The organism is Paludisphaera soli (assembly GCF_011064595.1).
GTDB lineage: Bacteria > Planctomycetota > Planctomycetia > Isosphaerales > Isosphaeraceae > Paludisphaera > Paludisphaera soli.
This window is the reverse complement of the sequence record NZ_JAALJI010000011.1, coordinates 1-13,706: the sequence shown is the minus strand read 5'-3', so window position 1 is coordinate 13,706 and position 13,706 is coordinate 1. Positions and strand designations below refer to the sequence as shown.

The following is a 13,706-nucleotide window of genomic DNA, read 5'->3' as shown; positions in this document are numbered from 1 at the left end:
ATGAGGGGGGGGGCGAGCACGGAGGCCGTCGGCGTCATCCGCCTTCGGAATCCCGTCGCCCTCCCTGCTCGTCCGCCTTGATGGTCCCCCTCATCCGGCCCTCCGGGCCACCTTCCCCCACCAGGGGGGAAGGGGATTCCAGCTCGGCTCACGGCATGAATCAAACGCGCTTTGATGCCTTCGCGGGTTTATCGAAAGAGATCGTGATCGCGGCGGTCGCCGTGGTCGCGATCGCCGTGCACCTGATCCTCCGGTTCGGCTTCGGCGGGGCGGCTCAGGACGTGCCGTTGTGGGTCGCGCTCGCGTGCGGGGCGCCGCTGGTTTTGGAGTTGGGGGCGAAGCTCGTCCGGCTGGAGTTCAGCTCGGACCTGCTGGCGGGGATCTCGATCGTCACGTCGGTGATCCTGGGGGAATACCTCGCCGGGACGCTGGTGGTGCTGATGCTCTCGGGCGGGCAGGCGCTGGAGTCGTATGCGGTGCGGCGGGCCTCGTACGCGCTGGAGGCGCTGGCGAAGCGGATGCCGTCGACGGCCCACCGCAAGGCGGACGGCGGCCTGGTCGACGTGCCGCTGGCCGAGGTGGCGGTCGGCGACGCCCTCGTCGTCTTCCCGCACGAGACCTGCCCCGTCGACGGCGTGGTCCTCGAAGGCCGGAGCACGATGAACGAGGCGTACCTGACCGGCGAGCCCTACCTGCTCCCCAAGGCCGCCGGGTCGGAAGTGCTCTCCGGCGCGATCAACGGCGAGGGGGCGCTGACGATCCGGGCGGAGAAGTCCGCCGTCGACTCGCGGTACGCCAAGATCATGGAGGTCATGCGCGAGTCCGAGCAGCGCCGGCCCCGGCTGCGAAGGCTGGGCGACCAGATCGGCGCGATCTACACGCCGCTGGCCGTCGCCATCGCGATCGGGGCCTGGGCGTTCAGCGGCGACCCGGTGCGGTTCCTGGCCGTGCTGGTGGTGGCCACCCCCTGCCCCCTCCTGATCGCGATCCCGACGGCGATCATCGGCGCGGTGTCGCTGGCGGCGCGTCGGGGGATCATCATCAAGGACCCGGCCGTGCTGGAGCGGGTCGGGACCTGCCGGGTGGCGATCTTCGACAAGACGGGGACGCTCACCTACGGCAAGCCGAAGCTGATCGAGGTCCTCCCCGCGCCGGGCTTCACCGCCGACGAGGCGCTCGCGGCGGTCGCCAGCCTGGAGCGCTACTCGCGGCACCCGCTGGCCTCGGCGATCGTCGAGGGGGCGGCCGAGGCCGGGCTGGCCTTGCACGAGGCCGAGGAGGTCGGCGAGCGTCCCGGCGAGGGCCTGCGCGGCGAGGTCGGCGGGCGGTCCATCCAGGTGACCAGCAGGAAGAAGCTGGCGGCGCAGTCGCCGGAGTCGGCCGCGGCGCTGCCGCCGCCGGCGGGGGGGCTGGAGTGCGTCGCGCTGGTCGACGGCCGCTACGCGGCGACCTTGCGGTTCCGCGACGAGCCCCGCGAGGAGGGCCGGCCGTTCATCCGGCACCTGCGGCCCAGGCACGGGTTCACCCGCATCCTGATGGTCTCGGGCGACCGCGAGAGCGAGGTCCGCTACCTGGCCGAGAAGGTCGGCATCGACGAGGTGTTCGCCTCCCAGAGCCCGGAGCAGAAGCTGGCCCTGGTGCGCGAGGCGACCGCGAAGGCCGACACCGTGTTCCTGGGCGACGGAATCAACGACGCCCCGGCCCTGACCGCCGCGACCGTGGGGATCGCCTTCGGCCAGGCCAGCGACGTCACCGCCGAGGCCGCCGGTGCAGTGATCCTGGAAAGCTCGCTGGAGCGCGTGGACGAGCTGCTGCACATCGGCCGCCGGATGCGGACGATCGCCCTGCAGAGCGCCGTCGGCGGCATGGCGCTGAGCCTGATCGGCATGGGCGTCGCGGCGGCGGGCCATCTCCCCCCCACCGCCGGGGCGATCACGCAGGAGGTCATCGACGTCGTCGCCGTCCTCAACGCCCTGCGCGCCGCCGTCCCCCCCCGCACCCTCACCGACTACGGCCCGAAGCCCCGCGACGCCTCGCGCTGACGCGGGCCCGGGGCCTTCGGCTCAGCCTACACTTGTCCCAGGACGGGGCCGGTGATAGGCTCGGGGTCGGTCGATCGACCGGAAGAGGGGGGCGGCATGGATCCTTTCGAATTCGGGCGGCGGCTCAACGCGAGGGCGGCGCGGACTGCGGCCATCCCCATGCTCGGGCTCGGCGTCGGCCTGCTGGCGGGCGCGGGGTGCGCGTACGTGCTCGGCGCGGACGCGTTCGGCACGGTCCGGATCGTCGCGAAGGCGGGCCTGGCGGGGTCCTTCCTCGGCCTGGGCGCGGCCTTCGCCGCGGCGACCGGGAGCTTCGCCAGCCTGTCGACCGTGCGGGGCCTGGCGTGGCTGATCGTGATCGCGGCGGTGCTCGTCTTCTTCTGGGCCGCGATCCCGTGAGGCGGGGGGCGTCGGGCCGCCCCGCCCCGCGTCGATCAACGGCCGGTCAGCGGCTCTTGGCGTGGGCGTCGAGCTCCTTCCAGTCCATCCCCTTGAACGCGGCCGAGGCCGCCGCGCGGAGGGCCGCGCCGTCGGGGTCGGCCGGGGCGGGCTGGGTCGTGCGGGCGGCGACGGCGGCGTCGCGGATCGCGGCGAGCGCCGGGATCAGCCGCTCGTAGATCTCGACCTGGCGCTCGGTGGTCGCCGGGCCGAACCGCAGGTTGAACGAGTTCATGAAGGCGATCAGGTCCCCCACGGTCCGCTCCTGGCCGGCTTCGAGCCGCTCCAGCAGGGCCTTCATGCTGGGGTCGCCCAGCAGCCGCGAGAGGCCGTCGAGCGTGGTGAGGTAGTCCTTCGCGTCCAGGTAGCCCGGGTCCAGCTCGGAGGCGTGGGCGGCGAAGTCGGCCCGGAGCTTCGAGGTCGCGGCGCGGACGCGGTCGAGCGTGGCGGGGGCGACGGCGCCCTTCAGGTCCTCGGCCACGGCCGCGTCGACCGCCTCCTTGACCGCGGCCCGGTCCGCCGCGTAGCGGTCGTCGGCCAGGGGCGACGGGACGGGGCCGTCGCCGGTCATCTGGTCCAGGCAAAGGCTGATCGCCTCGCTGTCCCATTCGAACGGGATCTCGCGGATGGCCGCCTCGCTCAGCGGCGTGGCCGTCCGGCCGGCGTGGGCCGCGCCGGGGTCGGAGTCGAGGATCTGCATCAGGAGGTTGTTGAGCGTGGTGCCGTCGCGCGCCTCGCGGACTTCCACGCGCGTCTCGCGCTCGGCGTCGCGCCTCGCGTCCTCCTTGGCCTTGTCCGCGCGGAGCTGGGCCTGGCGGACGCGGAGGGCCTGGTTCCACTTGATCATGGTCTGGAGGTTGATGGCGTCGGCCTTGGCCTTCTCCACCTGGTAGACCCCCTTGTCGCGGGCGTAGGCGCCCAGCCCCGCCATGTAGCCCGCGCCAGGGTCCGCCCCCCACCGGCTCATGCCGTAGCCGCCGTAGCCGCCCGGATACATCATCTGCGCCCCGGCCGGCGCCCCGGCCAGGAGACCCGCCGCTAGCGCCAGCCCCGCCATCCCCGTTCGACGATTCATGCGTCACGTCCCCGTTCTTGCCACAGTCGATCGATGCGACCCACCATGAGAGCTTAGGACGGCGCGGGGCGGACTTCAAAGGCGTACCGACGACGCGAAGGGGGCCGGGGCCATCCTTCAGCGGCGGTCGCGGCGGCGGAGGGCCCGCACGCCCATCCAGGCGGCGGCGAGCAGGGGGAGGGCCAGGGCGGTCGGCTCGGGGGTCTCGATGGCGTAGTTCGGGGCGCCCAGCTCGGTCGGGGTCAGCAGGTAGGTGTCGAAACCATCCTGGCCCAGGCTACCGTCCTCGTTGAAGCGGATCGACCCGGCCATGATCTGGCCGAGGTTGTTGATCGAGTAAGCCGCCACCAGGGTCGTGTGGGGCGGGAGCGTGACGAAGTCGTTCAGGTCGGCCATCTTGCCGTCCTGGTAGAGGAACGCCCGCCCGTTCGCCGAGCCGACGATCCGCCCCAGGTCGTCGACGTCGAGCGCCGTGCTCTCCCCATCCCGGCCGATGATCGACGGGGGCGTCCCGGTCAGGACGCCCAGGTCGGTCATCTTGCCGTCCTGGTAGGCGAACGCGCGGCTCTGTCCCGAGGCCGTCTCGGCGGTCCCGACGATCAGGCCGGCGTCGTTGATCCCGCTGGCGTAGCTCGACCCCCCGCCGAGCGTCCCCAGGTCGACGACCTGGCCGTCGCGGAAGAGCACGGCGTGGGTGGTCGCCTCCCGGCTGACGGCGGAGCCGTCGGGCTGGTCGAGGGTCTCCCAGAATCGCGCCCCGTTCCAGTAGGAGGGGGCCGACAGGTTCGCAGACGGCCCGACGGCCGAGTAGCCGACGACGTCGCCGGCGTTGTTGATCGCCGTCGCGTACGAGGAGCCCCCGCCGGGGAGGGCTCCCAGGTCCTGCATGGTCCCGCCGCTGGAGCGGAAGGCGTGGACGGACCCGTCCCCGAGATTCGACCGGCCGACGACCTGTCCCGAGTCGTTGAGGGCCCTGGGGGCGCTGTGCAGCCCTCCCAGCGTCCCCAGCAGCGTGACGGCCCCGCCATCGAGCAGGGCCGCCTGGCCGGCGCTCCCGGTCGCGCCGGGGCGGATGGTGCTCGCCGGGACGAGCACCATGGTGGCCCCCTGCTCCCGGTTGTTGAGCAAGATGGCGCGGTCGTCGGTGATGGGCCCCCCCAGGAGGTGCGCGTCCGGCGTCCCCTCGGCGATCGTCCGCCCCGGCGAGCCCGCCCGGGGACCGAAGCCGTCGGCGAGGAAGAACTCCTGGCTGCCGTAGCCGTAGTCCGAGACGACCTGCCCCGAGTCGTTCGGCCGGGAGAAGTTGACGTTCTCCATCCGCCGGATGCTGTAGGTCGGAGACCCCCAGGCCGGGGCCGCGAGCCAGGCCGAAGCCGCCAGGGCCGCGACGATCCGGGTCCGGCCGCCGCGATTCCGTCGCAAGATCATCCGAGGCTCCTCCCTGCCCGATCCGGACGCCCCCGCCGCGGATTTCGCGGATTGATGCAGGCGCTCGGCAGGCCGGGAAAATGAGCGAAGTTTCAGGATCGGTCAAGAGGAACGGGCGTGCGAGGCGGGGCGACCGCGACGGTTGGCCTTGTCGGTTCCGGTCGCGGCGGGTTTAATGTCGAAGGAAAGGCACCAGATCCTCCCGACCTCGATCGACGACCACGGGCCCGACCGACATCCACGTCTCGTCCGTCTAGAAATCGTCGATCGTTGTAGATCGCGTCGCATCGTGCGGCGCCGTTCGGCCTGCGGGTCGGGCTTGAAGCGGAGCTTTTCCCGATGCACGAACGCATCGCCTATCAAGGCATCACTTTCGACGACGTCCTGCTCGAGCCGGGATACTCCGACTACCTCCCCCGCGAGGTCGACGTCCGGACCCACCTGACCGCCCGGATCGCGCTCAACCTGCCGATCCTGTCGTCCCCCATGGACACGGTGACGGAGGCCGAGCTGGCGATCGCGCTGGCGCAGGAGGGGGGCCTCGGCGTCATCCACAAGAACATGTCGATCGAGGAGCAGACCCGCGAGGTCGACAAGGTCAAGCGGTCCGAGAACGGGATCATCGTCGACCCGATCACGCTGCCCCCCGACGCCACGGTGGGCGAGGCCCGCCAGATCATGGGCGGGCACAACATCTCGGGCGTGCCGATCACCGTCGGCGGCCGGCTGCGGGGGATCCTCACCCGCCGCGACCTCCGGTTCCTGGAGTCGAACGAGCTCCGGATCGAGGAGGTCATGACCAAGGAGAACCTGGTCACCGCCCCGGCCGACACCAGCCTGGAAGAGGCCGATCGGATTCTGACGAAGAATAAGGTCGAGAAACTTCTCCTGGTTGACGATGAATATCGACTGAAGGGCCTCATCACGATCAAGGACATCGACAAGCTGCACCGCTATCCCAACGCCTGCAAGGACGCCCGGGGGCGCCTGCGGGCCGGGGCGGCGGTCGGCGTGCACGACTACGAGCGGATCGCCTCGCTTTTGGAGGCGGACGTCGACGTCCTGATCGTGGATTCGGCGCACGGGCACAGCAAGAACGTGGTGGAGACGGTGCGGAGGATCAAGCGCGAGTTCGAGATCCAGGTCGTGGCGGGGAACGTCGCCACCGCCGAGGGGGCGAAGGCCCTGGCCGACGCCGGGGCCGATGCGATCAAGGTGGGGATCGGGCCGGGCTCGATCTGCACGACGCGGGTGGTCTCGGGCGTGGGCGTGCCCCAGATGACGGCGATCGCCGCGGCCTCCAAGGCCGTCGGCGGCTCGACCCCGATCATCGCCGACGGCGGGATCCGCTACTCGGGCGACATCACCAAGGCGATCGCGGCCGGCGCCCACTGCGTCATGATCGGCGGCCTGTTCGCCGGCCTGGCCGAGAGCCCCGGCGAGACGATCATCTACCGCGGCCGCAGCTTCAAGAGCTACCGCGGCATGGGCTCGCTGGGCGCCATGGCCAGGGGCTCGCACGAACGCTACCGCCAGGAGGCGACCCGGCCGGCCGACGCCGGCAAGACCGCCTCCCCCCCGAAGCTCGTCCCCGAAGGCGTCGAGGGCCGGGTCCCCTACAAGGGCCCGCTCTCCGACTACGTGTTCCAGCTGGTGGGGGGCCTCCGGGCCGGCATGGGCTACTGCGGGACGAAGACCATCGACGACCTGCGCACCCAGGCCCGGTTCATCCAGGTGACCGCCGCCTCGGTGCAGGAAGGCCACCCGCACGACATCGCCATCACCCAAGAAGCCCCGAACTACTCAAGCTACAGCGGCGAGTCCGACGGCGGCCGCTCCTCGGTCTGATCCGCGATCGCCGGCAGGATCGAGGCCGGGGCGGAATGCCCCGGCGGCGTCGGGAAGTCGGGCCCTCGGGCCGTCTGTTGGGGAGTGGTCGCCCTCGCGGCCGCATCGCATCGGATCGAAGCCAAGCTCAAGTCGAACGGATCCAGCAGAAAAGGGCGTCGGAGGGAGGGACACGGTCGTCCGCCCGCCGAGCCGGCCCCCCGCCCGGGGGGCTTCGGGAAGCAGCATCGACGGTTTTCGACCCGGGCCGGCGCGGACTCCAGAAGTCGCGCCGTCGGCCGGGGTCCGTTGACGAGCCGGCGGGTCGGGGTCGGGGGTTCGCTCCCCCTCCCCGGGGCGTCGCGCGTTCCAGGAAAGCAAGGAGGCGTGGCTTGCGTCGCACAACCTCGGCATTGACCACGACGATCCTCGGGGCCGTCCTCTCGGCCTCGACGGTCTCGGCCCAGCAGTCCCCGCCGCCCGCGGGCGCCGGCGCGATCGGGGAGTCCGACGCCGGCTTCGGCATGGCCGCCGCGCGGGGCGCCCGACACCTCCTGCGCAACGGCCTGGACTACATCGAATACCAGGAGTACGACCGGGCGCTGAAGTATCTCCGCGAGGCGGAGAAGCGCCAGGCCGAGCTGAACGAGCCCGAGCGCGTCAAGCTCAAGCAGGCCTTGGAGCGCGCCCAGCGCGGCACTCGCGAGTCGATCGGCTCCGAGAAGCCCTACGCCCTCAGCCGACGTCCGCTCCGCTCCGGCGGCTTCGCCCCGGCCGCCGCCGAGCCCGCCCTCGCCGCGGCCCCGGCCGCCCGGAAGGCCCCCGCCCCCCGCGAGGGCGACGACCGGGCCGAGCCGATCCAGCTCGCCGGCGCCGAGGTCCCCGCCCCCTCCGGCCGGGCCCCCTCTCGCACCGCCTCCGCCCCCGCGACGCTCCCGGCGATCCCCGAAGGCCCCGCGGCGACGCCCTCGCCCGCCCCCGCTCGGGAGATCGCCCCGCTGGAGATCGCCCAGGCGGCGCCCCTCGAACCCCTGCCGACCGCCCCGCCGGTCGCCCGCATGGAATCGGCCGACCTGGCCCCGGCCCCCGCGCCGGCCCCGGCTCCGGCTCCCGAGTCGGCGCCGGACGCCGCCGTCGCCGCCCTGGAGGCCCAGGCCGACCTGACCTCGCCCCTGCCGGCGCTCGACGCGCCGCCGGCCGTCGACCCGGCCCTCACTCGCTCCGCCGCCCCCAAGGCCGCCGAACCGGCTCCGGCCGCTGAACCGGCCCCGGCCCCGGCCCCGATCGAGTTGGAGCGTCCCGAGGACCTGGAGGCCCCGCTCGACGAGCCGCTCGCCGCGCCCGTCCCGGCCGCCCCCGCGCCCCGCGACGTGACCGCCCCCCTGCCCGACCTGGGTGCCGCCCCGGCCCCGGCCCCGGCGGCCGAAGCCGTGCCGGCCCTGCCCGACCTCGGTGCCGCCCCGGCCCCGGCGGCCGAAGCCGCCCCGGCCATGCCCGAGTTGGTCGACGAGCCCCTCGCCGCCCCGGCCCCGGCTTCGGCCCCGGCCCCGGCCTACGACGAGGCCCCGACGACGAGCCTCGACGACCCGGCCCTGGACCTCCCGGCGCTGCCGGCCGACCTCCGCGGCGATCTCCCGATGGAGCCCGAGACGCCGGCCGCCCAGCCAGCCCCGGCCGAGGATCGGGACCTGGAGGAGCTGCCCGTGCTCCCCGGCGAGGCGGCCCCCGCCCCCGCCGTCGAGGACCGGCCCGCCCCGGTCCCGGGCCGCCGCCCCGCCGCCCTGGCCGCCCAGCCCGAGCCGCTGGACGAGCCGGCCCCGGTCCAGGCCCCGGCCGCCGAGCCGGTCCCCGCCGCCGAGCCGGCCCAGGAGGCCGCGCCCGCGCCGGTCGAGGAGGGCCTCCCCGAGCCGGCCGAGGACCTGCCGACCTTGCCGGACGACGTCGCCGAGACGCCGACCCCCACGCCGGCCCCGGCGCCCGCCCCGGCCCCGGTCGCCGTCCCCGACTTCTCGCCGGCGCCGGTCGCGTCGTCGGGCTCGGGCTTCGTGCCCACCCGAGCGGCACCCCGGTCGATCCTCTCGCCCGAGCTGGAGCGGAAGATCGAGGCGGCCCGGCTCCGGCAGGAAGAGGCCGACCGCGACCGGATCGCCTCGCGCACCATGCAGCGTCAGCCGGCCGCGCCCGTCGAGCGCGAGGCCGAGCCCGGCTCCGGGTCCGACGACCTGGTCTCCGACGTCCGGACCCAGACCCAGATCGACATCAGCCGCGCCCCCAGCCCGGCCGAGGCCCGCGCCATCTCCGCGATCCCCGTCCCCGAGGACTGGGTCCCGCTGGGCGCCCGGACCTGGAGCCCCCAGCGCAAGTACTGGTCGGCCGCGGCGACCTGCCACCTGCCGCTCTACTTCCAGGACCCGATGCTGGAGCGCTACGGCCACAGCGTCGAGAACTACATCGGGCCCAAGGGGCGGTTCTTCGCCTACCCGGTCGACAACCACAAGCAGAGCACCCAGCGGAACCAGATCGCCCAGCCGTTCGCCTCGATGGGCATGTTCGCCTTCCAGATCCTGACCCTGCCGTACGCCATGGTCGTCGATCCCCCGTGGGAGGCCCAGTACGACCTCGGCTACTGGCGGCCCGGCGACAAGATCCCGACCGACATGTACTACCTCCCCCTCCACGGCACCGGCCCGCCCCTCAAGGGCATGAAGTACTGAGCCCGACCGGCCGCCAAGGCCGATCGACGCTCCGGACGGCGGGCCCCGGGAAATCACGACTCCCGGGGCCCGTCGCCGTTTCGAACGCCCCGCCCGACATCTCCAAGCCCTTCCCGCCCGAAGGGCCGGATGAGGGGGAGGACGAGCACGAGGGCCATCCGGAGAACTCGGCCGTCCGCCGCACGCAGCCCGGACGCCACGACCTTCGGCCCCCTCGATCGCAATTATGAATTCTTCATTCAGATTGCAGCCCGCCCGTTGTCGCCATGGGCGTGATCCCGTACCCTTCGAAAAGGGGTGATCGCGGACGGGGGATCCAGCGGGGGGCGTGGGAGGATGCGCGAGGAGTCGAAGGCGGTCGTATCGCCGTCGCCCTGGACCTGGGACGAGCCCAGGACCTCGGTCGGCCGGCACTTCCTGCGCGACCTGGAGTCGCTCTGGGCCGACGTGCTCCGGCTGGCCGCCGTGGTCGAGGAGGACCTGGAGCGGAGCATCCAGGCGCTCTGCGACGGCGAGGTGGGCCTGGCGGAGGAGATCCGCCTGCGCAAGCCCGACGTCGACCTGTGGGAGGTGACGCTGGAGCGCGAGTGCGTCCGCGTGCTGGCCCTGCACCAGCCGGTCGCCTCCGACCTCCGCCGCGTGGCCGCCGTCCTCAAGATCAACGCCGACCTCGAGCGCCTGGACGACCTCGCCCGCCACATCGCCAAGCGCGTCGGCAAGCTCGCCGACGACCCCCGCGCGTTCCCGATCCCCCAGCCGCTGGAGAACCTGGCGACCGCCGCCCTCGCCCAGGTCCGCCGCGGCCTCGACGCCCTCACCCGCGCGGACGTCGCCCTCGCCCGCTCGGTCATCGAGGCCGACTTCGCCGTCGATCGCTCCTACCGCTCGGTGGTCGCCGGCCTGAAGCGCGACATCGTGGACGACCCCGGCCGGGTCGACGCCTGGCTCCGGTTCGTCAGCACCGCCCGCAACCTGGAGCGGATCGCCGACCACGCCGCCCGGATCGCCGAGGTCGTCGTCTACCTCAAGGAAGGCGAGGCCCCGAGCCGCCGTTGAGGCCGCCCCCGCCCCCGCCCGCCCGCGCGAGGATCGCCAGGTGCACCGCCCGGCGGCCGAGCGGCACGAAGCCGGTCCGGCGATACAGCCGGGCGGCCGGCTCGTTGCGCTCGTCCACCGCCAGCTCGATCGCCGAGGCGTGCGGCCGCGCCAGCTCCAGGGCGTGCGCCACCGCCTGCACGCCGAAGCCCCGCCCCCGCGCCCCGGGCGTCAGCCCCAGGTAGACCACCTCCCACGCGTCGCGATCGGCCGCGGCGGCGAGCAGGAGCACGGCGCGGGCGTCGGGGTCGTCGGGCGAGCGGCCCAGCCGCCATCGCGACGGCTCGTGGCCCTCGGCCCCCCGGTGGCCCGCCAGCACCTCGTCGAGCGACCGGGAGCCCTCCAGCTCGGGCATGTCCAGGCTCCCGGCGTAGGTGGCCGCCAGCGCGTCCACGAAGGCGCCCTCCCCCGCCTCGTCCATCCCCCGCCACTCCAGTCGCGGCGACGACGGCGAAGGGAGCAGCGCCGTCGCATCGCGACGCAGGTAGGTCAGCGTGGTGACCCGGGGCATCCCCCCCCGGGCCAGGTCCTGCCCCTCCCTCGGGTCGGCCCCCTCGTCCAGCACCGCCTGCGCGATCGCCACGCCGGACTCGCGAAGCCCCTCCAGCGCCCCCCGGACGAGCCCGGCGGCGACCTCGGCGCGGCCCCAGGCCGTCGCCGCGTGGGGTGCCCAGACCGCCGCCGCCCGGCCGGGCAGCTTCTGCGTCAGCAGCACGCCGACCGGCCGACGCGACCCGGCCCAGCCCCCGCGGCGGGCGATCCAGAGCCCCGACAGGTCGACCCGCCCCGCCAGGTCGTCCTCCAGCGCCTGCGCCACCAGCGCCTCGCGGACCGGGGCCTCCAGGCCCTGATACAGCACCTCCAGCGCCCGACCGCGCTCCTCGTCCGGGCATCTCAGGACCTGGAGGTTGGACACGCCCATTCATCGCCGCCGCAAGAGCCGGCCCGCCGCCCCCCGCCGCGACCGTCGCGACGCCCGGTCCGGAGCCCTCCCCATTCTAAGCGCCCGGCCCCGCCGCCGCGATTCCCCGACCCCGGCCGATCGCCCGAAGGGGCGCGTCGATCTTCCGCACCGGCCCCTTGGCGGGACGTCGCCTCGGTCCTATCATGACATCCGTCGTGCAACGAATTGATTCGGCATCGAGGGGGCTTCGATGGGCAACGCGGGGCGAGGGGCGGCCGGCCGGCCGCGCAGGTGCCGCGCCCGGGTCAGTCGGCTCGAACTCCTGGAAGGCCGGATCGTCCTGGACGCTTCGGCCTCGATCGACGCCGCCGGGCTGCTGACCGTGGCGATCCCGGGATCGGCGAGCATGAGCCGCATCGAGGTCTCGGTCTCGGACGGCGATTACCTCCTGACGACCGGGTCGGGGAGCTACGACGAGTTCCGCCTCGTCGCCAACGACGCCGGGCTGGCGACCGTCGGCGACGGGACCGGCTCGTTCCGCGTCCGGGGGATCACCGGCCTCGCGTTCGACGCGGCCCAGGACATGACGATCCTGGTCTTCAGCTCGGCCGTGCCGACGCGGTTCGACGTGCGGAGCGACGCCTTCCAGGTCATCCTCGGCGGCGGCTACGGGACGAACGGCCTGAAGGACGTCACCGGCCCGGTCGTCTTCGAGGTGGCGGAGCTCGACGGCCAGTCCCCCTCCAGGCGGGCGAGGCTGGTGCTGGACGACTCCGGCTCCAGCCAGGCCGCCGAATACACGATCACCTCGGACGCCGTGGCCGCGACCGGCGGCTTCGGCGGCGTCACGTTCGCCCGGATCGACGACCTCGTCGTCGAGGGCCCGGCCGCGAGCGAGGGGACGACGCGGTTCGACGTGCGCTCGACCCACTCCGGCAGCGTCCAGCTCTCGGCCCCGAGCAGCTGGCGCGTCGTCTTCGACGTCGACGCCGACGTCGCCCCGGACGAACGCCCCCCGTACCACCCCTGGGAGTCCGGCGGGAATCGCCCGTGGTGGGATGACGTCCTGGTCCTCTCCGGCGGCGGGGCGACGACGTACAACATCAAGCGGACCCCCAGCCGGATCTCGATCGGCAACCTGAACGGCGACGGCGTCGTCAACCTCACGCGCGACGGCTCGACGGCGGAGATCCGCCACGACGTGACGATCAGCCCCCTCGCCGGCGGCGTGGGATGGGACGAATACTGGCGCGGCCGGATCGTGATCGACGACTCCGCGGGGACCGTCGCCCGGGACGCCCGCTTCTTCGTCAGCCCGGTCAACCCGTTCTCTTATTACTTTCACCCCCGTCTCAGCACGCTCGCCGGGGTCACGGGCGAGGGAGCAAGCCTGCGGATCGACCTGGCCCAGGATTTCGGCGGGGAGATCGTCTACAAGGCCCCGAGGGGCCTCGGCAACGCGCTGGAGATCGACCTCGCCGTCTACGGCCCCCTGCCCCTGGGCGCCGACGGCAAGCTCATTTACGACGGCGGCTGGACCGGCCCCGGCGACCCGGCCAGCCGACTGACCCTCGTCGACCGGCCCCGGACGGAAGGCCCCGCCCCGCCTCCCCCCCTCCCGTTCTCCCGCGAGGACCACGTCGCCACCGGCCCCGGCTCGGGCGTGATCGCCTTCAGCGCCAGGGTCGCGTTCTCGCCCAGGCCCTGGGGCGCCGTGGCGTACGAGGGCCTCTCCCCCGGCTCGATCGTCGACCTCGTCCCGATCGAGCAGTACTACACCTTCGACTACCAGGGCGCGGCCGACCCGGGCTTCCTCGTCGCCGCCGGACCGCCGACCGAAGGCGGCGAAGGGACGCTGCTCATCGGCTCGCGGGCGGACCGGCCGACCTTCGTCGCGACCACCATCGCGAACAAGGCGGACGTCGTGATCATGACGCGAGGGGCCGGCGACCTCGCCTCCCGGGTCGACTACGCGAGCGAGGCCCCCGTCGCCGGCCTGGATTCGCTGACGATCGTCACGAGCGGCAACGACCCGGTCGACGTGATCGCCGCGCCCCCCGGCGTCGAGGTCCAGAGGATCCTCGACCGCTACGCCCCGCCCCGCGCCTCGGGGGGCGACGGGCCCGGCGAGGCCGAGGAGCCCCCCGCCCCGATCGCAGCCGCTCGACGATCCCGTATCCGTA

9 protein-coding genes are annotated in these 13,706 nt (G+C 73.6%); 6 read left to right on the top strand and 3 right to left on the bottom strand.

Annotation, left to right across the window (positions count from 1 at the left end; all coding sequences use genetic code 11):
• Window positions 1–155 precede the first annotated feature (155 nt).
• Together G6O68_RS15325 and G6O68_RS15320 are read left to right on the top strand one after the other, a co-directional pair.
• A complete protein-coding gene (locus tag G6O68_RS15325) occupies window positions 156–2,042 on the top strand; it encodes a heavy metal translocating P-type ATPase (protein WP_165249307.1) in 1,887 nt (628 codons plus the stop codon).
• 96 nt (window positions 2,043–2,138) lie between these two features.
• Window positions 2,139–2,441 (top strand): hypothetical protein, encoded by a 303-nt coding sequence (locus G6O68_RS15320; RefSeq protein ID WP_165249305.1) that lies wholly within the window; start codon window positions 2,139–2,141, stop codon window positions 2,439–2,441.
• A 46-nt stretch (window positions 2,442–2,487) separates the two neighbouring features.
• Here G6O68_RS15320 and G6O68_RS15315 read toward each other — a convergent pair whose 3' ends face one another.
• Window positions 2,488–3,555 carry a hypothetical protein gene (locus tag G6O68_RS15315; RefSeq protein WP_165249303.1) on the bottom strand — a complete coding sequence of 356 codons (1,068 nt, stop codon included), beginning with the start codon at window positions 3,553–3,555 and terminating at the stop codon, window positions 2,488–2,490.
• A gap of 117 nt (window positions 3,556–3,672) precedes the next feature.
• A complete protein-coding gene (locus tag G6O68_RS15310) occupies window positions 3,673–4,983 on the bottom strand; it encodes a DUF3466 family protein (RefSeq protein ID WP_165249301.1) in 1,311 nt (436 codons plus the stop codon).
• Window positions 4,984–5,322: 339 nt separating this feature from the next.
• Between G6O68_RS15310 and guaB the strand changes: the two genes are divergently transcribed.
• From guaB to phoU, 3 genes are all read left to right on the top strand, one after another.
• Complete coding sequence (guaB, locus tag G6O68_RS15305; protein ID WP_165249299.1) at window positions 5,323–6,831, top strand: IMP dehydrogenase; 1,509 nt, start codon at window positions 5,323–5,325, stop codon at window positions 6,829–6,831.
• A gap of 371 nt (window positions 6,832–7,202) precedes the next feature.
• The gene (locus G6O68_RS15300) at window positions 7,203–9,524 is read left to right on the top strand and encodes a hypothetical protein (RefSeq protein ID WP_165249297.1); all 2,322 of its coding nucleotides are present in this window, start codon (window positions 7,203–7,205) and stop codon (window positions 9,522–9,524) included.
• A gap of 336 nt (window positions 9,525–9,860) precedes the next feature.
• Window positions 9,861–10,580, top strand: coding sequence for a phosphate signaling complex protein PhoU (gene phoU, locus G6O68_RS15295; RefSeq protein WP_165249295.1), 720 nt, complete (start codon window positions 9,861–9,863; stop codon window positions 10,578–10,580).
• On the opposite strand, the gene G6O68_RS15290 is transcribed toward phoU, so the two are convergent.
• Window positions 10,549–11,535 (bottom strand): GNAT family N-acetyltransferase, encoded by a 987-nt coding sequence (locus G6O68_RS15290; protein WP_165249293.1) that lies wholly within the window; start codon window positions 11,533–11,535, stop codon window positions 10,549–10,551. The genes phoU and G6O68_RS15290 overlap by 32 nt on opposite strands.
• 238 nt (window positions 11,536–11,773) lie before the next feature.
• On the opposite strand from G6O68_RS15290, the gene G6O68_RS15285 reads away from it, so the two are divergent.
• On the top strand, window positions 11,774–13,706 hold a 1,933-nt coding region (locus G6O68_RS15285), incomplete at its 3' end, for a hypothetical protein (protein WP_165249291.1).

Coding starts and splice junctions, on each gene's coding strand:
- G6O68_RS15310 (WP_165249301.1), bottom strand. CDS start 4,983: ATGATCTTGCGACGGAATCGCGGCGGCCGGACCCGGATCGTCGCGGCC.
- G6O68_RS15315 (WP_165249303.1), bottom strand. CDS start 3,555: ATGAATCGTCGAACGGGGATGGCGGGGCTGGCGCTAGCGGCGGGTCTC.
- G6O68_RS15325 (WP_165249307.1), top strand. CDS start 156: ATGAATCAAACGCGCTTTGATGCCTTCGCGGGTTTATCGAAAGAGATC.
- phoU (WP_165249295.1), top strand. CDS start 9,861: ATGCGCGAGGAGTCGAAGGCGGTCGTATCGCCGTCGCCCTGGACCTGG.
- guaB (WP_165249299.1), top strand. CDS start 5,323: ATGCACGAACGCATCGCCTATCAAGGCATCACTTTCGACGACGTCCTG.
- G6O68_RS15320 (WP_165249305.1), top strand. CDS start 2,139: ATGGATCCTTTCGAATTCGGGCGGCGGCTCAACGCGAGGGCGGCGCGG.